This is a genomic window from bacterium (assembly GCA_030685015.1).
Taxonomy (GTDB): domain Bacteria; phylum CAIWAD01; class CAIWAD01; order CAIWAD01; family CAIWAD01; genus CAIWAD01.
Window position 1 is genome coordinate 1 of record JAUXWS010000041.1, and the last position, 24156, is coordinate 24156.

The window sequence follows — 24156 nt, forward strand, 5'->3', positions numbered from 1 at the left end:
AAGGTGCCCAAAGAAAGCCCTCTCCAAGACATCACCGGCCCTAACTAGCCCGCCTCACGGCGGGCGTCGGACAGAGGGCCGGATGAAATGAGCCGGTTGCCAATGGCAGGTGGTTCAGCCTTCGGCTTCACCATCAAACGGCCCGGGCGAAGCGACATTTCGCAGGGCATATCCCTCTTTTCGGCCTCGTCGCGCGCGCCACGCCGGGACGTCGCGCGCAGCGCGGCGTCGGAGCGTATGCGCGCGCAGAGGCCGAAGAGTCGGCGCCCACAAAGTCATCATACGCGCAACCCCGCGCGTGTCACACACAATGGTGGTTAGGGTCTGCGAGCCTTTTCTTTGCCCCGCTTTCTTTTTGCGAAAAGAAAGCGGGAAGCACCGCGCGTCAGCGCGGAGAAGCCCTGCGCCAGCAGGTTGGCGCGTCAGCGCGGAGAAGCCCTGCGCAGCAGCCTTAGCGCGTCAGCTGCCGGTACTTCAGGCGATGCGGCCCCGTGTCGCCGCCGCGCTCTTTCAGGTTTTTCTCGTAGTCGCTGTAGTTGCCCTCGAAGTAGACGACGCGGCTGTCGCCCTCGAAGGCCAGGATGTGGCTGGCGATGCGGTCCAGGAACCAACGGTCGTGGCTGATGACCACGGCGCAGCCCGGGAAGTTGAGCAGGCCCTCCTCGAGGGCGCGCAGCGTGTTGACGTCCAGGTCGTTGGTGGGCTCGTCGAGCAGGAGGACGTTGGCGCCCTCGCCCAGGGTGCGCGCCAGATGGACGCGTCCGCGCTCGCCGCCCGAGAGGAGACCCACCGGCTTCTGCTGGTCCTGGCCGCTGAAGTTGAAGCGCCCCACCCAGGCGCGGCTGTTGAGTTCGCGTCCACCCACCGTGATCGTGTCCAGGCCGCCGGAGATCACCTTCCAGACGCTGTCCTCCGGGTTCATGGGGCGGCTCTGGTCCACGTAGCCCAGCTTGACGGTCTCCCCCACCTTGATCTCGCCGGCGTCCGGCTTCTCCTGCCCGGTGATGAGGCGGAAAAGGGTGGTCTTGCCCGCCCCGTTGGCGCCGATGACGCCCACGATGCCGCCCGGGGGCAGCGAGAAGGTCAGGCCCTCGAAGAGGACGCGGTCGTCATAACTCTTGCCGATGCCCTTGGCCTCGATCACCGTCCCGCCCAGGCGCTGGGAGACGGGAATGAAGATCTCCAGCTCGTCCTGCACCTTCTCCGTCTGCTGGGCGGCCATCTCCTCATAGCGGGCGATGCGCGCCTTGCTCTTGTCGTGGCGGGCCTTGGGGCTCTGGCGCACCCAATCCAGCTCCCGCTCCAGGGTCTTGCGCCGCTTGGATTCCTGCTTCTCCTCGGCGGCCAAGCGCGCCGACTTCTGCTCCAGCCAACTGCTGTAGTTGCCCTCGAAGGGGATGCCGTGGCCGCGGTCCAGCTCCAGGATCCAGCCCGCCACGTTGTCCAGGAAGTAGCGGTCGTGGGTGACGGCCAGCACCGTGCCCGCATAGCGCGCCAGATACTGCTCCAGCCAGCCCACGGACTCGGCGTCCAGGTGGTTGGTGGGCTCGTCCAGCAGCAGCACGTCGGGGCCGCTGAGGAGCAGGCGGCAGAGCGCCACGCGGCGCCGCTCGCCACCGGAGAGCACGTCCACGGCGGTGTCGCCGTCCGGGCAGCGCAGGGCGTCCATCGCCTGCTCGATGCGGCTGTCCAGATCCCAGGCGCCCAGATGGTCGATCTTCTCCTGCAGCTCCGCCTGGCGGGCGCCCAGCTTCTCGTAGTCCGCCTCCGGGTCGGCGAAGGCCTCGCTGATGGCGTTGTACTCCGCCAGCATCTGCGCGGCCTCGCCCGCCCCTTCGATGACCGCCTCGCGCACCGTCTGGCCGGGCGTCAACTGCGGCTCCTGAGGCAGGTAGCCGAAGCGCAGACCCTTCTGCGCCACGATCTCCCCCACGATGTCCGTGTCCAGGCCGGCGATGATCTTGAGCAGCGTGCTCTTGCCGGCGCCATTCAAGCCCAGCACGCCGATCTTGGCCCCGTAGTAGAAGCCCAGGTAGATGTCGCGCAGGATCTGCCGCTTGGTGTCGCGCAGGACTTTGCCCACGCCGATCATGGAGAAAATGACCTTCTGGTCGCTCATGTGGCCCTCTTGCTTGTCGTGACGCAAGGTACGATCAAGGGAAGAAGAGGCGTCAGGCCCGCTCGCCGGGGCTGCGGGACCTCCGCCACGGCCGCCGCCGATTTTTCGCGGACGCACATTCTGATAGTCTCAACGGAAGAACTTTATCCTCTTGTGCCGTCGCCGGCGAGCGACCCACCCAGCCCAAGGACATACCGGAGTTCATCATGGGACAGAGGCTTTTGATTGCCGCGCAGGCGGCCACCCTGGCCGTGGCGCCGCTGCTGCTGGCGGCGGGCGCGGCCGCGGACCTGACCGCGCCTTTTGAGGTGGACAACGAGGGCTGGACCTCGGTCAGCCATCCCTTTCGCTCCCACTGGCCGAACCCGCCCATGGGCAACCTGCCCTGGGACGGCGCCAACGGCCTGCCGCCCGGCAGCGTGCGCGTGGGGGACTTCTTCGGCGAGACGGGCATCGCGGCGCCGGCGGCCTGGCTGGGGGACCGCTCGTCATCCTATGGCGGCCATCTGGGCTACGACATCCTCCTGCGCAACACGGACGGCGTCGTCTACCCGGCGGCCATCCTCAACGGCGGGACGATGTCCGTCTACTTCGACGCCCCGACACCCCCGCTCAACCAATGGACCGCCATGACGATCCCGCTGACGGAGGCGGGCTGGCGGGTCTCAAGCAACGGCGCCGCCGCCACCGCCGAGCAGTTCCTCTTCGTGCTGGAGCATCTCGCCGGCATCTACCTCTACACGGAGTGGCACACGGGGGCGGACGACACCAACGTGGACAACGTCCTCTTCTCGGCCCCGCCGGCGCTCCCGCCGCCCGTGATCCAGATCGAGCGCATCGAGTCCGGCCTGCTGCGACTCTTCTGGAACCCCGTGACGGATCCGCCGGCGGCCTTCTACGAGGTGCAGCGGGGCGGCCTGGGGCTTGATCCGGGCTGGCAGCCAGTGGCGCAGACCGCGGACACCAGCTGGACGGAAGCGCAGCCGCCGGAGGCGCTCGGCGCCGCCCTTTACCGGGTTCTCAGCCTGGACGCCGAGTAGTTGCCCGCGACGCGGCCGGTGGTCGCGGCCGGGGCACGATCATCAGCCGACGAGCCCGGCCTCATCGCAGGTACGGCGCGCCCTTTGCCATTCGGCCGCGCTTCATCAGCTTGAACCCGACCACGGGCCAGGCCGGGGCGCGACTCCCGGCCTGGGCCGTATTGGATGAGTGCGACCGCCCGCCTCGATCCAAGCGTCCTCCACCAGGGAGAGTCCACCATGGCAAACGAACACGCGTCAAACAGGGCGTCGTCTTTGTGGTGGCGCGCCCGGAGCATCCTGCTGGGCTATGTCCTGCCCGTCCTGCTGCTCGGCGAGGCCCTGCAATGGATCGTGCGCATGGGATTGGCCCTCCGGCTGATGCCTATCCTGCCGCCTGACTGGTGGTTCGCGGGCAGCGCCAAGCTGCTGCGCATTTTCTCGTGGTTGCACGTGAACACCGGACTTGGACTGGTCATCGCGCTGCTGCCCGTGGCCATCGGGCTGGTCGTCTTCGCGCCGCGCCGCGGGCTGAGGCTCGCCCTCATCGTCACGGCCTTGATGATCGTCACCCACCCCATGCTCCAGACCTTTCTGCCCCAGTGGTCGACCCTGGACGCCTTGGGCCGCGCCTCGGTCATGGCCGACCTGGTCAAGCAGGCGTTGACGCTGCCGGCCTTGACCTGGGTCTGCGGGCGTTTGCTGGCGCCCCGGCGTCTGGGCGGGACGGGCAGGGCCCGGTCGCCCATGCCGGTCGAGCGTCGGCCGGAAGGGACCGCCTTGATGGGCTTGGCCGCCCTCCCCGCCGCGGCTGCCCTGCCGCTCTTCATCCTGCTGGGGCTGGAAGGCCAGGACCCGTTGCGCTGGACCCTGTGGGATCTGATGGGGCGGAGTCTCGCCGCCGGCCTGCTGCTGGGGGCGCCGCTGCTGGCGGGCCTGGCCCTGCTCGCCGGAGCGCGCGGACCCGCCCGGCGCCTCGTCCTGGCCACGGCGCCCCTGCTCATCGGATACGGCGTGCTGGTCCTGGCGCTGGAATCCATCAAGCCGATGATTCTGGCGCGGATCAAGGCCCCGCTGCCCGCCCCGCCCCTCTGGAACCCGGAACTCTTCAGCATGGGGAGCTGGGCCCTGCTCGCCGCCTGCGCCGCCCTGCTGCTGGCCTGGGCTCTCGCAATGAAATTGGTGTCAGGCACGGTGCCAGAGCACGGCATCATCGGCTCAGCGACGAGGTCCTGCTCGCCGCCATCCGCGAGATCGACCTGAAGGACGGGAAGCTGGACGGAAGGGTGGCCGTGGGCGCGCAGCTCAAGTGTCCGTCTTGTGCCCGGACGGTGCAGACGTTGGCAGGCACCGGCATCTACTGCGGGCACAAGGTCGACCCCGCACCCATTGAGCTTCGCCGAAGGCCAGAAGTCACAGACACACGTCAGTTCCATCCGACCAGGGGGGCCTTGGATCCATGGCGGGGACCTTCGTCCGAACAAAGGGCAGCGCGGCCTGCCGTGAGCCTAGAACTCTCTTGTTCACGCTGGGCGCCCTGCTGGTGATTGCCGGCCTTGCCCTGCTTCTGTTCACGCCGGTCCGTGATTCAGCCTTGTCTCTGATTGCCTGGTGGAAGGGCAAGCCGCCGGCACCCCATTGGCCATTGAAACTGCACGTCATCGCCGCGGAGTTTATCCTCGGCGGCGCCCTCTGCTTGCTCGTTGCCACCGTGTACAATCGCCTGCGGTCTTGGCTCCCGCCCCGCCCCTTCACCGATGCCCAACTGATCAAGTGCGCCGCGCTGGTCACCCTGTTGCTCTGGCTGCCCGTTGTGTTGTTTGGCCATAGTGCCAGCATCGATGGAGAAAGATTCTGGTGGTTGGGCGATGACGCCATGATCTCCATGAACTATGCCCGCAATCTGGCCCATGGGCATGGCCTGGTTTGGAATACCTTGGGCGAGAGGGTGGAGGGGTACAGCAATTTTTTATGGACCCTTGTCATGGCGGCGGTTCACCTGCTTCATCTGCCGGCCTCGAAGAACGCTCTTGTCATCTCGACGATGAATGTGGTTATAACCATTGCCGCCCTGCATTTATTGGTTAAAGTGGTAGACGCATTGAATGGCGGCATAGCGGCGAAAGTTTTCGTTCTATTGGGGCTAATTCTAAATAGAAACATGATGTGCTGGGCAATAAGCGGTTATGAAACAGCACTTCTGGCTTTCCTGGTCCTGCTATCGTTGAATCGAATTTCTGCAGACGTGGCAAGGGGCCGACCCGCCCTCGCGACCTTCCTGTTCATTTCACTTGTTTCACTGGTCCGTGCCGACGGTGTGATACTCTCTTTTATCCTGTTCCTGATTTTTGCACTTACTTATCGAAGAGATTACGGCAAATTGATTCTATTCATGGCCATTTTTATGCTTTTACCGGCAGCGCACGCCCTGTTTCGCCAAGCCTACTATGGTGACCCATTTCCAAACACCGCCTATCTAAAGGTGATGAATTGGGACGAGCGGGGTGCGGTCGGGGCCTTGTATGTAGTTGGGTTCTTTCGTCAATATGGAATCCTATTTATAGTGTCGGCCGTTGGCTTGGCGTGGTCAAGGAACTTAATGCAGTGGCTTTTAATGCTGGCAATAATCAGTTATTCCTGCTTTGTGGCCTATGTCGGAGGAGATGCCTTTGAGGACTACCGTTTTTTTGTGCCGGTCCTGCCATTGCTGCTCATCCTGGCTGGCTTGGGCATCCAAGAGATCATCAGAGCCGCCGGAAGGAGACGTGCGGCGGCGACATGGTCCGGGCGAGAGCAAGGGGCGTGCGCCATGCGAACCAGAGGGCCGGCCCCCGCCCTGTGCCTGCTTTGCCTGCTGTCCTCACCGCTGATTGTTCCGGGCTACCCCTACTTTCTGAGGCCATTTCCGGGCGACTCCGGCAATGTGCACATCGGCCTGACAATCAAGCAGAACACACCCCCGGGAACCACGGTGGCCGACTTCTGGGCCGGTTCCGTGATCTACTTCTCACAGCGTCAGGGCATCGACCTGCTGGGTAAGTCGGACCGTCACATCGCCCACATGCCAGCGGTCCCCGGCGAGCTGAAGCCCGGGCACAACAAGTTCGACTTCGAATACTCGCTGTGCGGGTTGCGGCCGGACCTTGTCGTGGCCAACTTCAAACTGCCTGACGACGAAGGACGCCTGGGCATGCCGGTGGCTGGCGAACCAGCCTTCACGGCGCGGCTCTACACCAACGACTGTTTCCGGACCCATTGCCTGCCACACCAAGTCAAGGTTGACACGTGGCGAAGCATCTTCCTTTGCGATTGGTCGCCTCAACTGGCGGGCAGGGCCAACTGGCGCGAACCGCCCCGGGCTCCATGAGTCCGACCCTGACGCATTCTCGAATCGAACGAAGTCCCGTTCCATGAACATGCGCCGGAGGCCGATACCCGGAGCACATCGAACATGACGACTTTCACCACTGGCGACGGACCCACCCTGCTGACGGCCTGAGTTCTCGCACAGCGGCAGGCACGGTGCCAGAGCATTGCGCTTGCGCCAACCCCACCTCGACGCGCCGTGCGCCTGCCACTCGATCAGCCCTTGCCCCTGGAGCGGATTGGTCGCTTCGTCGCCTTCCGCGTGACGGAGGATGCCCGGCGGAGGCCGGCCCGACGTCCACCCGCGAGGCCCTGAGCGGCGCGTCGTGCCGGCCTGGTGTGGGGTCTCGCCCTGCGCAACGGGCGGGCCTACGTCGCCAACGGCGAGGCGGGATTGCGCGTGTTCGACGTGGGCGATCCGGCCCATCCCGTGGAACTGGGTGTCTTCAACGCAGGGGACCGGGCCAAGTCCGTCGCCGTGCGGGACAGCCTCGCCTTCGTGGTGGACGATCGGGATGGTCTCCGCGTCCTGGACATCCGGCGCCTGGATCAGATCCAAGAAGCGGGGTACTACAAAACGCCCGGGCGTGCTATCGGCGTCGGCCGGGTCGACGAGGTGGTCCTTGTGGCCGATCTCTGGGCGGGGGTGCTTGCCATCCGCTACAAGGGCAGCACCCCAGTGGCGCCACCGCAGCCGGCGCGGCCCGCGAAACCGGCGTTGAGCGCGGCGCCCAACCCCTTCAACCCCGTCACGACCATTCGCTGCACGATGCCCGCGGCCCAGTGGGCGAGCTTGCGCGTCCACGACCTGGACGGCCGGCTGGTGAAGGCGTTGGCCTCGGGCTGGCACACCCCCGGCGAGCACGGCGACCTGTTTGACGGCGGTGGCCTGGCCAGCGGCGTCTACCGGTTGAACTGAGGACCGCAGAAGAGGCGGTCGCGACGAAACGTCTCCTGCTGAAGTAGGAAGCGACCCGGCGAGAACGGCTTGCCCACATCGGTCCCCGTGAGTTAAACTGCGCCCGGTTGCCGACAGGCCGTGCCCGTGCGCTCCCTGTCGCGGCGACGCCGCAGAACCCCAACCCGCCTCGCGAGGAGGACCTCATGGCCAAGGGCGCCAACCCCCCGAAGAAGGAAACCAAGAAGCCCAAGAAGGACGTCAAGGCGACCAAGGACGCCAAGAAGAAGTAGCGGCGTCCCGGCCGGCCCGCCGGCCCCGCGGCCATCCACCCCCTGACGGCGGAGCCAGTGCCGCCAGCGGCGTGCTGTGCTCTTGGGCGACACCTGGAGTTGTGGTCATGTCGACAAGCGCCCTTCCGGACCCAGGAGGAGGAATGCGTGAGCTGCAATCCCATTGGTTGTCCTGCCCCTGTTGCGGCGAGGAGATCGAGCTGCTGGTGGACGGCAGCGTCCAGCGCCAGCAGTACGTCGAGGATTGCAGCGTCTGCTGCCGTCCGTTGATCGTCTCGGTCACCGTGGCCGACGGGGAGATCCTCCACATCGACGCGCGGCGCGAGGACGAGTGAGTTGGTGGACCACTTCCCGTGATCGGCCGGATGGAGTTGAAATGCACGGCGGGGACCGTCGAGCTGGGGCCGGGTGACGACCTGCTCCTGGCGGACGGCCCGGCGCAGCGGCACCGGGCGCGGCGGCTGTCGGACAAAGTCCTCGTCTTCTACGTGGACGAGGCTTGAGACGAGGCGGCCAGCGCTCAACCTCGTCGCCTGTCGCCGGACATTCCCTCCACTGAACCGGACCACGGAGGATCCATGACCGGCGCGCCCTCCTCGTCACGCCCCGTGCGTGTCCTCATCTTCCTGCTGTCGCCCCTGCTCCTCCTTGGCGCGGAGGCGTCGCCGGCCGCACGGCGGGATGCCCCGACCGCCGCCACGATCACCTTTCAGATCTCCTATCACGGCCAGCCGGCGCCGGAGGAGGGCCTTGTCCTCCTGGAGTGCCGCGGGGACCAGGCCCGCCTGCGGACCGTGCCGCCCGGCGAGCCCCTCGCCGGGGCGCCGCGGGAATGGGGCCACGCCGACTTCAAGGGGCGTCGCACCCTGCAATTGGCCGAAGTGCGGGAGGGCCGCCGGATCGGGGTCGCGGCGGACTTCGCCGGCCTGCCGGACCTGGAGGAGACGGAGGAGCGCGCCGAGATCCTGGGCTTCCCCTGTCGCAAGGCGACCACCGTGCTGCGCTCCAACCGCCTGGAAATCTGGTACACGCGGGACACGCCGCTGCGGGGCGGGCCCTATCTCAGCCTGCTGGTGCCGGACGGCCTGGTGCTGAGGGTGGTGCGCAACGGCGAACACGAGATCACGGCCACCGAGCTGCGGCCCGGGGCGTCCACGGAGGACCTGTGGCCGCGGGACGAGGGCGAGGCCCTCGATCTTGCGACCTATCGCGCCCGGGTGGCCGCCGGCTGGGTGACGACGCTTTCCGTCTTCCAGGGGGAGCGGATCAACTTCGAGCCCGCCGCGCTGGACACGGCGGCCATGGCCGCCGCCCTGCGCGCCGGCCAGGGGGCGGACTCCACCGCCGTGCTGCGCTTCGCCGCCGGCACCCTCATCCTCCGCCGCCTCACCCTGCCGCGTTTGGACGATGCCCTCCTCTTCGCCGAGCTGACCACCCGCAGCCGCGGCGACGCCTACGACCGCACGGGCTCCCTCTTCCTGATTCCCACGGACAGGCCGCGCAGCTTCCTGGATGCCCTGGCCGAGGGCGTGGATGTCCTGCCGGCCTTCACCGGGCGGGACGGCCGCCGCTACCAGGGCATCACGGCCACGGCGGACTACACGCCGCCGCTGGAGCTGGTGCGCTTCATCACGCCCTTCGGGGTGGGGCATTTCAACGATCAAGTGCGGGTGGAGGGCGTCGCCTGGGCGGACTCGGCCGTCTACAAGATGGACCTCGGCGGGCTGGCGCCCCTGCTGCGCGGGCCGGTCTGGATCGGCGCCTTCATCGGCAACTACGACGCCGGCGGGCACGAGCTGAGCCTGCGCCTCAGCTGGCATCCGGGCAGCCGGGTGGCGGAGGCCGACCGCCCCGACCGCAGCTGGATCCTGCCCCTTTTCAACACGGTCAACGTGCTGGAGATGGCCGGCCAGGAGTACGGCCGCCTTTTCGGACAGGACACCCTCAGCGTGGAGTTCGATCTGCCGGAGGGGGTCCGCGACTTGCGCCTGCGCTACCTGGGCACGGGCCACGGCGGCTGGGGCGGCGGCGACGAGTTCAACCCGAAACTCAACACCATCCTGGTGGACGGCCGTCCCGTGGCCGCCCTCATCCCCTGGCGCAGCGATTGCGCCACCTACCGCTCGCTCAACCCCGCCTCGGGCAACTTCTGGAACGGCGTCTCCTCCTCCGACCTCAGCCGCTCGGGCTGGTGTCCCGGCGCGGCGGCAGAGCCAGTGACGATCCCCCTGCCCGGCCTTGCCCCCGGCCGCCATCGCCTGCAGGTGGCCATTCCCCAGGGCGCCCCCGAGGGCGGCGGCTTCAGCGCCTGGAACGTCTCCGGCGTGCTGCTGGCTGAGCGGGAATAGCCCTCCCCACCATCACCCACCAAAGCGGAAGGCCAAAGGCCCGGCACCGCCCTGGCAGCGGGGCGGCGCCCTGCGACCGCAATCCCGGCCATGCCCGCCAAGGTCTTGGCCCGCCTCTGACAGCGGCCCACAGGCTGGGCGGAGCGGTGCTGATCTGAACTCCGAAAACCGAATTCAACTTCAATTTGATTATGGAAACCAATCCATAATAGATGGCAAGAAAATTGTTTTCTATTGAAAAGCGAATTAGCGCAATGCGAAAAACATACTTGCTTATTAGAAAACAATTGGTATCATGTGGTCGCACACCAACGACCCCGCCAATCGAAGACGATGCTTCACAATCGAGCCCGGCGGCTCATAGAAAAACGGCATAAGCATGCCAAAAACATGAGGTCCATCATGATGCCCTACAAGAAAACGTGTTTGGCCGTGGCGCTTTCCGGCGGCTTGGCCGTGGCGGGCCACGCCATCTCGCTGACGGACTACACCTTCCCCAACAGCACCAGCCAGCAGGCCTACGTCAACGGCACCTTCAACGCCAATGGCAACTCCATCGACTCGACCCAGGTCGGCTACATCCTGGGCGGGTCCGGCAACTACTGGCTGGCCCTGCGCTCCCTGCCCTTCAGCTATGACCTGACGACGGGGGCCAGCTTCGCCACAACGCGGGGCACCGCGGACGGGGCGGAGGCGGAGGACGCCTACGACCTCAACCTGGCCACCAATCTGGACAAGTACTTGAGCGACTTCTCGAAAACCTTCATCTACGGTGCGGGCTTCATCGACTACCGCAAGCTGTCCACCCAGGAGGAGGCCGACGATCCCCGCATCGACGTGGAGGCCGGCATCGGCGTGGGGCGCACCATCAACGCCACCGTGCTCAAGCTGGCCGTGCGCATGGATGAGGATTTCATCAAGTACGGCGTGACCACCCGTCCCATGTCGGACGAGGCCCTGCTCCAGCTGGCCGCCATCATCGATCGCGAGGCGGAGTTCCGCAGCGTCCATGGCGCCGTCGAGTACCGCAAGTACTGGTATGAAGCCATGGAGAAGGTGCTCATGTCCGCCGGCGTGTTGGCCCGTGAAGGCCTGTCCGCCATGGGCGTGCTGCGCATCCAGGAAGTGATGGCCGAGCCCACCGCCCAGCGCTGGCACGGCTGGTCGGCCCGCGTCGGCGTGGGGGCCCGCATCTCCGACTATGACGGTGAAAGCGGCGATCCCACCCTGGTGGGGCGGCTGGAGTACCACCGGCCCATCGGCTTCGATCTGCAGGTCAGCAACCGGTCATCGGTCTCGACGATCTTCGCCGACGAGCAGAACTACCACTTCATGAACGCCTTCCGCGTGGACTACGAGATCTCCAACCGCATCGACTGGTACAACGGCCTTACGTTCAACTACGACTTGTTGACCGCCGACGACGCGGAAAACATTCTAGAGGCGCTCTTCAACAGCACCTTCATCTTCTACCTGGAGAACCGTCTCTCCATCAATCCGGAGCTGCAGTTCCGCTATCGGGACAACGGCATCGGTGACGCGGAATGGGACTGGGCCTTCCTGGGCGGCATCACCTACCGGCTGAAGTAGGCGGCCCGCCCGGAGGCAGGGAGTCTGGGGTCCCCGGCCCAAGCGCCGGGATGCGATAGCGACGCGGGAAGCGCAGCACGGGGTCGCCCGATCTTGGGCACGCTCCTCCCGACGTCGCATGGGGTGAACCTGCGCGGCCGCGCCCCCAAGGCGCGGCGAGCGCAGGGCGAAGGCCGGGCGCGCGGGCAGGTGGAGCACCGCGCGCCCTGGCCGACGCCACCGGGCGGAGTTTAGTTGAACAAAGCGGAGGACAAATCGATGAACACCATCAAGACAACCGCCATCGCGCTGATCGTGGTGGGTATTCTGGTCCTGGCCTATGGCGGGTTCAGCTACACCAGGAAGACGCACGAGACCAAACTGGGACCCATCGAGCTGTCCATGAAGGACACGCGCCGGGTCAACATACCCGTCTGGGTGGGCGCCGGGATCATCGTGATCGGCGGCGGGCTGCTGCTGGTGCGCGGCAAGAAGTCCTGACGCACGTCCCGAACAGGGTCCACCCCCGGCCAGGCGTTCGCCGCCGGGGTGGCGCCATATGTGAAACACTTAAAGGAGCTGTGAAATGGAATTCACCACCTACCTCATTTTCATCGTCGTTGGTGCCGCGGCCGGAGCGCTGTTTGCCACGACCATCAAGGACGGGCGATTCGGAATGGCGGGCAACGTCGTTGTCGGCATCATCGGCGGTTTCCTGGGAGGGTTCATCTTTCGCGTGGTGGCCCTGGCGGTCAGCGGCATTATTGGCTCGATCATCACGGCCGCCGCCGGCGCCATCGTCCTGCTCTTCCTGGTGGCGCGCATCAAGAAGTCCGACGACCAGGCGCCCGTGAAGAAGGACACGGCGCCATGAGCATGAAAGAAGCCTATCGACAGAAGATGGAGGCGGAGCTGGAGTGGGCGAAGGCCAAGCTGGCCGAGGCCAAGGACGAGTCGCGCAGCCTCGCCGCCGACGCACGCGTCACCTACGCCACACAAATCGCCGCCGCCGAGCAGAAGTTGGAGCAGATCCGGTCCAAGCTGCTCGACCTGGACGTGGCGGGAGACGACGCGTGGGGGCAGGTGAAGGAAGGGCTGGATCAAGCCTGGACGGGCTTGAGCGCCGCCATCCGCAACGTTGTCGCTTCGTTCAAGAAGTGACGGCGCCACCCCGCTGTCCCGGACCCGTCCACCAGCGGCAAGGGGCGGCAGACAAAGCTCTTGGACGACGGCCACAAGCGAGCAGGAGGCCATCTGGCGAACCCCAAACGAAGTCGTGCGAAGAAGGAAACCACCCCCCCCACGTCCGCCATCGCCGCCGCAGGAGCTGGCGGGGTGGGCGGGGAGGACGGGGTCGGCGATGGGCGGGAAGCGGATTGGGACGAGTCACCCATCTTCCCCGTCGTTGGCATCGGCGCATCCGCCGGGGGTCTGGCCGCCTTCGAGAGCTTTTTCTCCGGCATGCCCGTGGACCGCGAGCCCGGCATGGCCTTCGTCCTGGTTCAGCACTTGGCGCCGGACCATAAGAGCATCCTGACCGACCTCATCCGCCGCTACACGCGCATGCAGGTCTTCGAGGTCGTGGATGGCATGGTGGTCCAGCCCAACTGCGCCTACATCATCCCCCCCAACTGCGACATGGCCTTTCTCAACGGGACCCTTCAACTGATGGAGCCCTCCGCGCCCCGCGGCCAGCGCCTGACCATCGACTACTTCTTCCGCAGCCTGGCGCAGGACCAGCGGGAGCGGGCCATCTGCATCGTGCTGTCGGGAACGGGCAGCGACGGCACGGAAGGCGTGAAGGCCGTCAAGGGCGAGGGCGGCATGGCCATGGCGCAAAGCCCGGCCACCACCGAGTACGACGGCATGCCGCGCAGCGCCATCGCCACCGGCCTGGTGGATTTCGAACTGCCACCGGTCGAGATGCCGGCCCGGCTCATCCTCTATGCCGCCCAGACCTTTGGGCGGCGGCCCGCCGTGGGTGGACACCACACTCCCATCAGCGGGAATGCGGTGCAGAAGATCCTGCAGCTGTTGCGCCAGCGCCGCGGACACGATTTCTCCCAGTACAAGGCCAGCACCATCCACCGCCGCATCGAGCGACGGATGGCCGTCCAGCAAGTCGAGACGATCGATGGATACGTCCACCACCTGAACCAGACGCCGGCGGAGCTGGACGCCCTGCACCGCGATCTGCTCATCGGCGTGACAAGCTTCTTCCGCGATCCGGAGGCCTTCCGCGCCCTGGAGGAGCAGGCCCTGCCCGGCCTCCTCGCCGGCAAGCCCGCCGGAACAACGATCCGGGTCTGGACGCCCGGGTGTTCCACCGGGGAGGAGGCCTATTCATTGGCCATGCTGTTCGCCGAGCACTTGACGGCCGGGAAGCACAATCTCAGGGTGCAAATCTTCGCCACCGACATCGACAGCCAGGCCATCGCCACCGCCCGCAACGGCCTCTACCCGGCCAGCATCGCCGCCGACCTCTCGCCCGAGCGACTGGGACGCTTCTTCTCGCCGGGGGCGGAAGGCGGCGCCTATCGCATCAACAAACACATCCGCGACATGCTGATCTTCTCCGAGCAGAATGTGACCAGGGACCCGCCCTTCTCGCGCCTGGACCTCATCAGCTGCCGGAACTTGCTCATCTACATGGGGGCGGAGCTGCAGAAGAAAGTCGTCGCCCTCTTCCACTACGCCCTGAACCCGGAGGGCGTCCTCTTCCTGGGCACGTCGGAATCCGTGGGGGACAACGCGGCGCTCTTCGCCACGCTGGATCGCAAGGCCAAACTCTTCCGGCGCCTGGGAGATCGGCGCGGCGCGCCCCGCCCCGCCCCGGGCGAGGCCCAGGCGGCGACGGCGACGCGGGGCGGCATGAATCCACTGGAAGGGCACCACAAGGTGGAAGAGCGCAGGACCTCACTGCGGGAACTGACCCAGAAGGCGCTGCTGCAACAGGTGGCGCCCGCCGGGGCCCTGATCAACGAACAGGGGGACATCCTCTACCTGCACGGCCGCACCGGCCAGTTCCTGGAATTGGCCGCGGGCGAATCAGGCCCCAACAACATCCTCAAGATGGCGCGGGACGGCTTGCGCAGCGAACTGTCCGCCACCCTGCAACAAGCCGTGGCGAGCCAGGCGGTCGTGCGCAGTCCGGGCTTGCGGGTGAGGACCAACGGCCATCTGATCACGGTCAATCTCACCGTTCGTCCCGTGACGGCCAGCCGCGCCGCGAGCAGGACTCCGCTCTTCCTGGTCGTGCTGGAGGAGCTTGCCCCCGGCGACAGCGACCGGACGGGCGTGGCGTCGTCCGCCAAACAGGGTGGAGCGACGGATCCCAGCCGGCAGCCCGACGAGGAATCGAGCATCGAAGCGCTTCGGATCGAACTGCAGGCGAAGGAGGAGTACCTCCAGGCGACCACCGTGGAGCTGGAGACCGCCAACGAGGAGCTGCGCTCCGCCAACGAGGAACTGCAGTCGGTGAACGAGGAGCTGCAATCCACCAACGAGGAGCTGGAGACCTCCAAAGAAGAGCTGCAGTCGGTGAACGAGGAGCTGACCACCATCAACTCCGAGCTGCAGACCAAGGTGGCCGACCTCACTCGCGCCAACAATGATCTGAACAACCTGCTGGCCGGCACCGGCATCGCCACCGTCTTCGTCGACCTGGAGCTGCGCATCACGCGCTTCACGCCCACCGCCACCCGCATCATCAAGCTGATCAGTGGCGACGTGGGTCGCCCGCTGGGGGACATCGTCTCCAACCTGACCCGCTATGACCGCATCATGGCCGATGTGCGCCAGGTGCTGGACAGCCTGGTGCCGGTGGAGGTGGAGGTGGAGGCGCAATCCGGCGCGTGGTTCCTGCTGCGCATCCTGCCCTACCGCACGCTTGAGAACGTGATCGAAGGCGCGGTGATCACCTTCGTCGATGTCACCGACATGAAGCGGGCCGAAGAGGCGGCGCAGGAGAGCGAGTCCCACTTCCGCATGTTGGCCGAATCCCTGCCCCACCCGTGCTGGACCTGCCGCCCCGACGGCCGAAGCGATTACCTCAGCCCGCAGTGGGTGGATTACTGCGGCGTGCCCGCGGCCCGCCAGACCGATTACAGCTGGCTGGACCAGATCCACCCGGAGGACCGCCTCGCCCTGCTCGCCTCGTGGAATGCCGCGGCCCAGGCCGGCGGATCCTTCGAGATCGAGTTGCGCATCCGCCAGGCCACGGGCGGTTACCACAGGTTCAGCACCCGCGTGACGGCCCTCCATGACGGATCGGGCCGCCTCGTGAGGTGGTTCGGCCTGCACCTCGACAAGGACACGCATGATCGACGGCACCCGACCCCGGACACATTGGGCGCCGACCCAGAAACAGCGGTCAAGAAAGGACGGGAGACATGACCACCGAAGACCGGTCCGAACTGGCGGCCGATCTGCGCCGGCAAGCCGAGGCGATCATGAAGATGCGGGCGGAACTGCCGGATGTCGCCCCACCCGGATTCCGCCCGAAGGATACGTCCATGGGAGGCGTGGCCATCGACGAGACCCTGCACGAGCTGTGCGCGTGCACCAGATCGAGTTGGAGTTGCAGAACGAGGAGCTGAGGCGCGTGCAGGCGGAACTGGAGGCCTCCCGGGCGAACTACTTCGACCTCTTCGATCAGGCGCCGGTGGGCTACTGCACCCTCTCCGAGCCGGGGCAGATCCTGGGGGCCAACCAGGCGGTGGCCAGCCTCGTGGGCATGGAGAAGGAGGACCTGGCCGGCTGGCCGATCACCCGCTTCATCCTGCCGGAGGATCAGGACATCTACTACTTGATGCGCCGGCGCTTGCTCACGGCTGGTTTGCCTCAATCCTGCGTCCTGCGCATGCTGCGCGCGGACGAGATCCCCTTCTGGGTCTCCCTCGAGGAGTCGGCCGTGGAGGATGTCGACGGCGCCCTGGTCTCGCGCCTCGTGATCAGCGACATCAGCGAGCTGAGGCGCGGCGAGGAGGAGCGGGCGTGCCTGGAGCAGCGCATCGCCGAAGCCCGGAAACTGGAGTCGGTGGGCCGGCTGGCCGGCGGCGTGGCGCACTACATCAACAACATGATGAGCGCGATCATCGGCTACTCGGGCCTGGCGCTCTCCATCCTGTCGTCCGATGATCCGGTCTACAAGGATGTCAGCGAATCGCTGACGGCGGCGCAGAAGTCCGCGGACATGGTGCGCCAGCTGCTGGCCTTCGCCCAGCGGCAGACAGTGGCGCCCAAGGTGTTGGATCTCAACGGGACGGTGGCGGGGATGGTGAAGGATCTTGCCCTGGCGGCCGGCAAGGACATCCAACTCGAGTGGCGGCCGGCAGCGGAGCTGTGGCCGGTCAAGGTGGACCCCGTGCAGTTCGACCAGATCCTGCGCACCCTGTGCGACCATGCCCGGGACACCCTCGGTGGCAGGGGCAGGATTGCGCTCGAGACGGGAACCCTCGTTCTCGACAAGGCCCAGTGCGCCCATCTGGGCGGCCTGGAGCCCGGAGAGTATGTGCGCCTGTGTGTCAGCGACGACGGCCCCGGCCTGGACGCGGAGGCCCTGCACCAGGTCTTCGAGCCCTTCTTCGCGACCAAGGGCGCCGCCCCCGACAGCGGACTGGGCCTGGCCATGGTCTACGGCGCGATCCGGCAAAACAACGGCTTCATCGACGTGAAAAGCAAAGCGGGCGAAGGCACGAGTTTCACCATCTATCTGCCCCGGCATTTGCCAGAGGCCTGACGCGCCATCCGGCACCGGTTCTTGCTGTCAACCCTATCTTCCCGCTTGACAGAAGGAACCCCGTAGCAATGGATGGCACGATGAAACGCAAGGTCTCCACCCCCGCCACGCCTGTCCAGCGCCTGCTGCTGCCCTTTCAGCAGTTCCTCCGGCAGGAGGCCTCCGGCGGATTGCTGCTGCTGGCCTGCACCGTGCTCGCCCTGGCCTGGGCCAACTCGCCCTTCGCCTCCTCCTACACCGCGCTCTGGCAGACGCACGTCACGGTGGGGCTGGGCGGCTTCATCCTGGACAAGCCGCTGCTGCTCTGGATCAACGACGGCCTGATGGCCGTCTTCTTCTTCGTCGTGGGGCTGGAGATCAAGCGCGAGGTGCTGGGCGGGGAGCTGGCCTCGCTCAAGCAGGCCGCCCTGCCCCTGGTGGCGGCGGTGGGCGGCATGGTGGTGCCCGCCCTCTGTTACGTCGCCTTCAACCTGGACGGGCCGGGCGCGGCGGGCTGGGGCATCCCCATGGCCACCGACATCGCCTTCGCCCTGGGCGTGCTGGCCCTGCTGGGGAAGCGGGCGCCCCTCTCCCTCAAGATCTTCCTCACGGCGCTGGCCATCGTGGACGACATCGGCGCCGTGCTGGTCATCGCCCTCTTCTACACGGCGGAGCTCTCCTGGCTCAGCCTGGCCGTGGGCACCGGCTTCCTGGCCGCCCTCATCGCCGTCAACCGCCTGGGCGTGCGTCATCCGCTGGTCTATCTGGCGCTGGGCCTGGGCCTGTGGACGGCCTTCCTCAAGTCCGGCGTCCACGCCACGGTGGCGGGCGTGCTGCTGGCCATGACCATTCCCTCGCGGGCCGGGCTGGGCGGCCGTCAATTCTCCACCGCGGGGCGCGAGCTTATGTCCGAGTTCGACCAGGGGGCCGGTCCTGGTCCAGGCCTGAGCGACCGCCAGCAGGCCGCCGTGCAGGCGCTGGAGGCGGCGTCGCAGCAGGCGGAGTCGCCCCTGCAGAGACTGGAGCACACCCTCCATCCCTGGGTGGCCTTCGCCATCATGCCCGTCTTCGCCCTGGCCAACGCCGGAGTGGGGCTGGGGCGGGAGATGGCCACCGCCGTGGTCCATCCCATCAGCCTGGGCATCCTGGCCGGCCTGGTCCTGGGAAAGCAACTGGGCATCCTGGGCTTTGTCTGGGTGGCGGTGAAAACCCGGCTGGTGGAGCTGCCCGCCGGCATCGGCTGGCGCCAGATCCATGGCGTGGGCTGTCTGGCCGGAATCGGCTTCACCATGTCACTCTTCATCGCGGGCCTGGCCTTCGCCGAGGAGCAGTTCCTGACGGTGGCCAAGATGGGCATCCTGGCCGCCTCGCTGGTGTCGGGCGTGGTGGGCTGGCTCCTTCTGCGCGGCGCCTCCTCCGCCCGGGGGTCGTGACCCGGCGGCGGGGGCGGAGAGGAAAGGCCCGGGTCCGGCCTCCACAACCCGCGGACCGGTGGAAGGAAAAGACGATGAATCCGTCCGCGAGGCGACGCGAGACCGGGGGTGACCGCATCTAATCGCGGGTCGGGACCGGTTTTGTGCTGAGCTGTGGCTTCGGCAGTTCGCGGGACGCTCCGAAGGGTCTTGTGGTACCGCCCGATTACCCACCCCACCTCAGCTTGCTGGCCGAGGACCTTGTGTTCATGGCGCGGGGAGATCCCGGCGTGGACGAGTCCTTCGAGCAGGCGATCGGCGTGCGCACGAATTTCGCCGCCATCGGCGTGGGGGAGGGCACGACCCACGTCGTCGCTCTTTCGCTGAAAGGCGCACAGCGGGAGAAGGAGGTGTTCTTCACGCTCTCCCTCGTCCGCCACATCATCAACCAGAGACTTCAGCAAAGACGCTGGTCCGGCATCATCGACGCGGCCCGGATCCAGCAGGAAGGCATCCTGCCCACCGCGCCACCCGATTTCGGGGACTATGAAATCGCCTCCGCCTTCCGCGCCGCCGCCGTCGTCTCCGGGGACCTCTTCGACTACCTGCCGGTCTCGCCCTGCTGCCTGGGCCTGGCCATCGCCGACGCCTGTGGCCACGGGCTGCCGGCCGCCCTGCTGGCGCGGGACGTCATCACCTCGCTGCGCACGGCAGCGGGTTTGGGCCTGAGCGTGGAAGCCATCGTCGAAGGGGTCAACGCCGTGATCCAGCACACCGCCCTCTCCGGCACCTTCGTGTCGCTTTTCTACGGGCAGTTGTCCCTGGACGGCCGTCTTGACTTTTGCAATGCGGGCCACGAATTCCCGCTCCTTCTGGGACGGGGCGGGTTGCGCAAGCTGGATGCCGGCGGGGCCGTCATTGGCCTCCTGCCTGCGGCGCGCTATGAAAGCGGCAGCGTCGTGCTCGAACCCGGCGACATGCTGCTGCTCTACTCGGACGGCATCTCGGAACGCATGAACGCGGAGGGGGAGGTGCTGGGGTCGGAGCGCATCGAGGACCTGGCGGCGCGCCTCCTGGGGATGCCTGCCCGGGAGGTGGCGGTGCGGGTGATGGCCGAGGCGGATCTCTTCGCCGCCGGCGTGCCCGCCCCGGATGACATGACCGTCGTCGTGGTGCGGCGTCCCGAGGCGCGCGGCGCCTCCTCCGTCCGGGGGTCATGAGCCGGCGCGCAGGACGCCCCGGCTTTCCAGCTCGCGGAAAGTGTCGTGCAGGAAATCCATGTAGATCTCCTCGCGGCGCCGCTCCTCGGGGTGGAAGGGGTAGATGAGGACGAGCAGGGCCTCCACCCACTTGGTCAGGCGGGCCTGGCGCGTGGTGGCGGCCACCAGGCGCCGCTCGCGGTCCAGCACCTCGGCCTTGAGAGTGAAGGTGTGGCTGTCGGCGTGTAGCAGCTGTCCACCGGCCAGCACTCAGCGCCCACCTCGATGAAGAAGAAGGCTCGCGCGGGCGTGCCCGCCAGCGCGGCCAACCAGGCGCCCGCCAGCATGCAGGCCCCCGTTCTCCGGCTCATGGCAACCTCCTGTGGTGATGATGATGGTCCTTGCCGGTGGTCAAGTGGAACGAGGGGGCTGGGGGCGGTGGTGCTCTGCCACCGGTGCGAAGGAAGGAAGGCACTCACGGGGGGGAAAGTCAATGGGAAAGAAGGCCTTGCCCAAGTCGCGGGAGTGATGGCCGATGTGGCGGGCCGCGCGGGGCTGGCCCACCGGAGCGGCTGCCGATGGAGGACCGAGGACGCGGTCTGCATGGATCCATACCCATTAGGCCTGGGCACCATCCATGCCCTGTCCGCCTACTCCCCCTCCACCCGGCGCAGGTACCAGACGTCAGCGCCGAATACCCCCTCGGCGTCCACCAGCACATGGACGAAGTAGAGCAGGCTGCCGTCGCCCACCAGCGAGGCCTCCCCGACGTACCCGGTGATCATCATCTCGGGCAGCCCCCAGGCTGATCCGTTGAAGCGGGACCGATAGATGCTGCTGGGGCCGTCCCGGTCCGACGTGAAGTACATGGTGAGGGGATCGTTGGCCGCAAAGGCCGGCTGCAGGTCCTCGCCCGGCGAATTGATCGGCGCCCCGGGATTGACCGGCTCGCTCCAGGCGCCGCCCTGCCGCGTCGAGATCCAGATGTCGACCCCGCCCAGCCCGCCCGGGCGGGTAGAGCTGAGATAGAGCCGGCCGTCGGGACCCAGCGCATGCTCACCCTCCCGGAACTCCGAGTTGACCGGCCGGCCCAGGTTGGCGGCGGGTCCGGGTTCACCCCCAACCACGGCGGCCACGTAGATGTCCATGGGGTCGTCCACGGGCGGCGACATGAGGTAGCCGAGGTTGGCGGATCGCGTCGAGTGGAAGTAGACGCTGTCGCCCGCCGCCGTGAAACTGGGCTCGCCGTCCACCGAGCCGCCTGGCGCCCCTTTCTGCAAATCGTAGAAGCAAGGCTCGGAAAAGACGCCGGGGTCCGCCCCCGTCCGCTCGGCCCGATAGGTGCCCGTGGTGATGTGCAGCAGATCCGCCGCCGAGCCGTTGACGACCGGGGACCAGAAGAAGTAGAGGGCCGAGCCGTCGGGCGCGATCTCGATGGCGTCCTCCGGGCAGGGGGTGTTGAGCGGCGCGGCCAGCTTGACCGGATCACTCCACCCCGCCACCACCACCACGGGCGCCTCGAACCAGGCGCTGCGGGTGGAGTCGACGGCGACGCGGCAGGGCGGTCGCGGGCTGCCATGGGCGAACTCCGCCGATCCGCTGGAGGCGGGGTCGTCCGCGCAGGCGCTCAGCAGCAGGGCGGCGGCCAGCAGCGACAGAGGCCGGCCGGTCCGGGAAAAGGCTGACACATCCACAGGGCAATCCTCCCGGTGGAGCCGCCGGTCAGGTGGGGGATCGCTCTGGTTCAGCGGCGGCGAGCAGCGCCATCCGCGGCACCGGTTGTTAGGGCGCATTGTAGGGACCCAAGAAACGCGCACCATTGAAGTGAATGAGATGGGACGGCGCGTCAGCTACCCACACCTCGGATTCCCAAGCGATGTCCCCAAGGTAACGGCCCATGAGGGCACGACTCGGAAAAGCTGTGACATAGACCAACCCCGCGGTTGAGTTGGCAAAAAGCTTCGCAAGCTCGGAGTGTCGCTTGCCATCGACTGGCCCATGGCTGGTTACGACTCAATCAACAGCAGCCAGTCCTTCGCCGCGTAGTGCAGAACCACATCTGGCATCTTGCCGTGTGACTCTATGTCGACACCCAGGTCTGCCAGCAGTGGGGCGTCGAAGTATCCCCACTTGTCGCCTGTGTCCCCCGTGTAGACCAACACGCTACCCGGCGCGAAGTCCTCGAGAATGGCCTGGATCAGTTCACTGTGTTCCCCGGGACTGAGGGAAATCTCCTTACCCGGCGCGATCGTCACCGGAATCCGGTTCTGCTCACGAACCCTGGCGTAACGGGCAACCAGCGTCTCGCGCTCGGCGAGGTAGTCCGTGAGTGCGTCATGCCAAGCGGCCGTACCAAAGGTGCGCAGTAAAGCCAGGGCGGCAGGTTCGATCTGATAGACGGCCTTGGGGCTGTTCACCGGGCGATCGGGCTTGTCCGGGTTGTGACGTGCGATGCCTGCGTCACAGAACTGGTGCACGGTCTGGCGGCGGACGGTCACGCGAGTATTCGGGGCATACTCCTTGTCATAGTGTTCACGAGCCCAATCCATGATGGGCGTGATGCCTACGAGAGGATTCTCAGCTTTCGACCACGGCTTCCCGGGCGTGAGGTTAAGCAGTGCCTACAGGCAGAGCGCGGAACGCTCATTCTGTTGTGCACGAGGTAGTCCAAGAGAAACGAGTATCTGATGCGCAGCTTTGATGTGGCGGCTCATCTTGCTCGTCCTCATGCGGCCACGGCTCCAAACATATCGTCGATCATTCCCTGCGTGAGGCTCGCTTGTTGCATGGCCCATTGGCCAAGTTGAGTCAGGACTTCACGGCTGGGGTATTTCATGAGAGTCAAGTCGGTTGCGTTGACCTGCGTATGGCCGTTGAAACGACGAAAAGCCTCGTCAACGGCGGTCGTGTTCAGGAACACGGCCAGCCCATGGGCCAGCGCCTGCGGCAAGCCGGGCCTGTTATCGTGGAAAACGTTCAGGTGGTTTTCGAAGGCCAGCACGGCCACGTCACCGAATGCGCCGGGTTCAACTACGCTCGCCACGATACGGCGTGATTCTTCTTTGGATGAGAAACGTCGCACGACGCAGTAAAAGCCGTTAGGGTAAAGCCACTTTTCAGTGTCGACATTGCGTTTGATGGCGTTCGGCTTCTTGATGCCCTCGATGGGCCATGTGGTGCCTCCGCCGACGAAATGGGCGGGATAGAGCAAGGGCACAGTGCTCGGCCCGGGCATGTCGCGCAGGTGCTCCTTGAGCCTGAAATCGACAACTGGCCCGGTCGATATCTTGATGCCAAGGTCGGCCAGCGCGTACCGGATTGCTGGGATTAACTCTATGGCATTCTTGTCGGGCGATGTGGGCACATGAATAAACCGTTCCAGGTCATTCGGAAACACGATCCGCTCGAAAGGGTGTGTATGATGAACAAGGTCGGAGAAGGTGTCGTCGGCTGAAGTCGAAACTGTCACCGGCCCCTGCTGGCCGTCGCGCTCTAGACGGACAATGATGTTCTCCTGAAGGACGGCATCATCCTTGAAGGCTTTGCTGCGTGACTCGAACAGGTGAATGTGGCGGATGGCGGCACGCTCAAGCATGAAGTCACGGAATGGGCGATAATAGGGACCGTTGCAGAAGCTGCGTGGAATGATCGCCACGAGCTGCCCGCCTGGCGCGGTCTGTGCCAAGGTCAACGCCACAAAGGCCGAATAGAGATTGACCGTCTCGATACCAACGCGACGTAGGGCGAACCGGTGCGCTGAATTGCTGCTTATCTTCTTGTAGGGCGGGTTAAGGATGGCGTGGCTATACCGTGGGAGTTGCTTGGCGAACAGGCCACCGGACAGCGCATCGACCGCGGCGAGGATGAAGTCTTCACCATGCACTCTCGCAGTGAACGCGTCGTTGCGGTACTTCGACAACGTCTGAGCTATCTGGGCGTGCAGAGAGCCGTCGATCTCGAAAGCATCAAGTTCCACGCGCCGGAAGCGAAGACCACCGGAACACCACCGCTCCAGAAAGGCCGCAGCAAGCGAACCAATACCGGCGCCAGCATCAAGTAGGCGGCAGACGCCATCTGCAGGTGGGAAAAGCCCGGCCATGAAGGCCGCAGTCCTTGCTGGCGTCAGGAATTGGCCGAACTGCGATTTTTTCTTCGCGTCCGTATCCTTGGATAGCCGCAACCGGACTTGTTCAACCTCTGACAACAATCGATCG

20 protein-coding genes and 1 pseudogene are annotated in these 24156 nt (G+C 66.2%); 16 read left to right on the forward strand and 5 right to left on the reverse strand.

Features of this window, described 5'->3' with window-relative positions; all coding sequences use genetic code 11:
* Window positions 1-451: 451 nt before the first annotated feature.
* Complete coding sequence (gene ettA, locus Q8O14_04695; GenBank protein MDP2360037.1) at window positions 452-2119, reverse strand: energy-dependent translational throttle protein EttA; 1668 nt, start codon at window positions 2117-2119, stop codon at window positions 452-454.
* 206 nt (window positions 2120-2325) lie between these two features.
* Between ettA and Q8O14_04700 the strand changes: the two genes are divergently transcribed.
* From Q8O14_04700 to Q8O14_04775, 16 genes are all read left to right on the forward strand, one after another.
* On the forward strand, window positions 2326-3159 hold the full coding sequence (locus Q8O14_04700) for a laminin B domain-containing protein (protein MDP2360038.1): 834 nt from the start codon (window positions 2326-2328) through the stop codon (window positions 3157-3159).
* A gap of 219 nt (window positions 3160-3378) precedes the next feature.
* Complete coding sequence (locus Q8O14_04705; protein ID MDP2360039.1) at window positions 3379-4401, forward strand: hypothetical protein; 1023 nt, start codon at window positions 3379-3381, stop codon at window positions 4399-4401.
* 256 nt (window positions 4402-4657) lie between these two features.
* Window positions 4658-6505 (forward strand): hypothetical protein, encoded by a 1848-nt coding sequence (locus tag Q8O14_04710; protein ID MDP2360040.1) that lies wholly within the window; start codon window positions 4658-4660, stop codon window positions 6503-6505.
* A gap of 336 nt (window positions 6506-6841) precedes the next feature.
* Entirely contained in the window at window positions 6842-7423 is a 582-nt protein-coding gene (locus Q8O14_04715; GenBank protein MDP2360041.1) for a hypothetical protein, read from the forward strand.
* 415 nt (window positions 7424-7838) lie between these two features.
* Window positions 7839-8030: a CPXCG motif-containing cysteine-rich protein gene (locus Q8O14_04720; GenBank protein MDP2360042.1), complete on the forward strand. Its 192-nt coding sequence runs from the start codon at window positions 7839-7841 to the stop codon at window positions 8028-8030.
* Window positions 8031-8048: 18 nt separating this feature from the next.
* Window positions 8049-8198, forward strand: coding sequence for a hypothetical protein (locus Q8O14_04725; GenBank protein MDP2360043.1), 150 nt, complete (start codon window positions 8049-8051; stop codon window positions 8196-8198).
* 75 nt (window positions 8199-8273) lie between these two features.
* The gene (locus Q8O14_04730) at window positions 8274-10043 is read left to right on the forward strand and encodes a PNGase F N-terminal domain-containing protein (protein MDP2360044.1); all 1770 of its coding nucleotides are present in this window, start codon (window positions 8274-8276) and stop codon (window positions 10041-10043) included.
* Window positions 10044-10445: 402 nt separating this feature from the next.
* Window positions 10446-11633 carry a hypothetical protein gene (locus Q8O14_04735; protein MDP2360045.1) on the forward strand — a complete coding sequence of 396 codons (1188 nt, stop codon included), beginning with the start codon at window positions 10446-10448 and terminating at the stop codon, window positions 11631-11633.
* Window positions 11634-11891: 258 nt separating this feature from the next.
* Window positions 11892-12113: a hypothetical protein gene (locus tag Q8O14_04740; protein ID MDP2360046.1), complete on the forward strand. Its 222-nt coding sequence runs from the start codon at window positions 11892-11894 to the stop codon at window positions 12111-12113.
* An 85-nt stretch (window positions 12114-12198) separates the two neighbouring features.
* On the forward strand, window positions 12199-12486 hold the full coding sequence (locus tag Q8O14_04745; protein MDP2360047.1) for a GlsB/YeaQ/YmgE family stress response membrane protein: 288 nt from the start codon (window positions 12199-12201) through the stop codon (window positions 12484-12486).
* Window positions 12483-12773, forward strand: coding sequence for a hypothetical protein (locus Q8O14_04750; GenBank protein ID MDP2360048.1), 291 nt, complete (start codon window positions 12483-12485; stop codon window positions 12771-12773). The genes Q8O14_04745 and Q8O14_04750 overlap by 4 nt, the downstream gene beginning before the upstream one ends.
* A gap of 174 nt (window positions 12774-12947) precedes the next feature.
* Entirely contained in the window at window positions 12948-16007 is a 3060-nt protein-coding gene (locus Q8O14_04755; protein ID MDP2360049.1) for a chemotaxis protein CheB, read from the forward strand.
* Window positions 16004-16210, forward strand: coding sequence for a hypothetical protein (locus Q8O14_04760; GenBank protein ID MDP2360050.1), 207 nt, complete (start codon window positions 16004-16006; stop codon window positions 16208-16210). Before Q8O14_04755 ends, Q8O14_04760 begins: the two co-directional genes overlap by 4 nt.
* Entirely contained in the window at window positions 16171-17352 is a 1182-nt protein-coding gene (locus Q8O14_04765; protein MDP2360051.1) for an ATP-binding protein, read from the forward strand. Before Q8O14_04760 ends, Q8O14_04765 begins: the two co-directional genes overlap by 40 nt.
* Window positions 17353-17432: 80 nt before the next feature.
* Window positions 17433-18764 carry a Na+/H+ antiporter NhaA gene (nhaA, locus tag Q8O14_04770; protein ID MDP2360052.1) on the forward strand — a complete coding sequence of 444 codons (1332 nt, stop codon included), beginning with the start codon at window positions 17433-17435 and terminating at the stop codon, window positions 18762-18764.
* A gap of 191 nt (window positions 18765-18955) precedes the next feature.
* On the forward strand, window positions 18956-19963 hold the full coding sequence (locus Q8O14_04775) for a PP2C family protein-serine/threonine phosphatase (GenBank protein ID MDP2360053.1): 1008 nt from the start codon (window positions 18956-18958) through the stop codon (window positions 19961-19963).
* Here Q8O14_04775 and Q8O14_04780 read toward each other — a convergent pair.
* From Q8O14_04780 to Q8O14_04795, 4 genes and pseudogenes are all read right to left on the reverse strand, one after another.
* Complete coding sequence (locus Q8O14_04780) at window positions 19958-20212, reverse strand: hypothetical protein (protein ID MDP2360054.1); 255 nt, start codon at window positions 20210-20212, stop codon at window positions 19958-19960. The two genes, Q8O14_04775 and Q8O14_04780, sit on opposite strands and share 6 nt — an antisense overlap.
* 380 nt (window positions 20213-20592) lie before the next feature.
* Window positions 20593-21630, reverse strand: a complete 1038-nt coding sequence (locus Q8O14_04785) for a hypothetical protein (GenBank protein MDP2360055.1) — start codon at window positions 21628-21630, stop codon at window positions 20593-20595.
* A gap of 94 nt (window positions 21631-21724) precedes the next feature.
* Window positions 21725-22656: pseudogene (locus Q8O14_04790) on the reverse strand (BsuBI/PstI family type II restriction endonuclease).
* A gap of 11 nt (window positions 22657-22667) precedes the next feature.
* Window positions 22668-24149, reverse strand: a complete 1482-nt coding sequence (locus tag Q8O14_04795; GenBank protein MDP2360056.1) for an Eco57I restriction-modification methylase domain-containing protein — start codon at window positions 24147-24149, stop codon at window positions 22668-22670.
* Window positions 24150-24156: the final 7 nt, after the last annotated feature.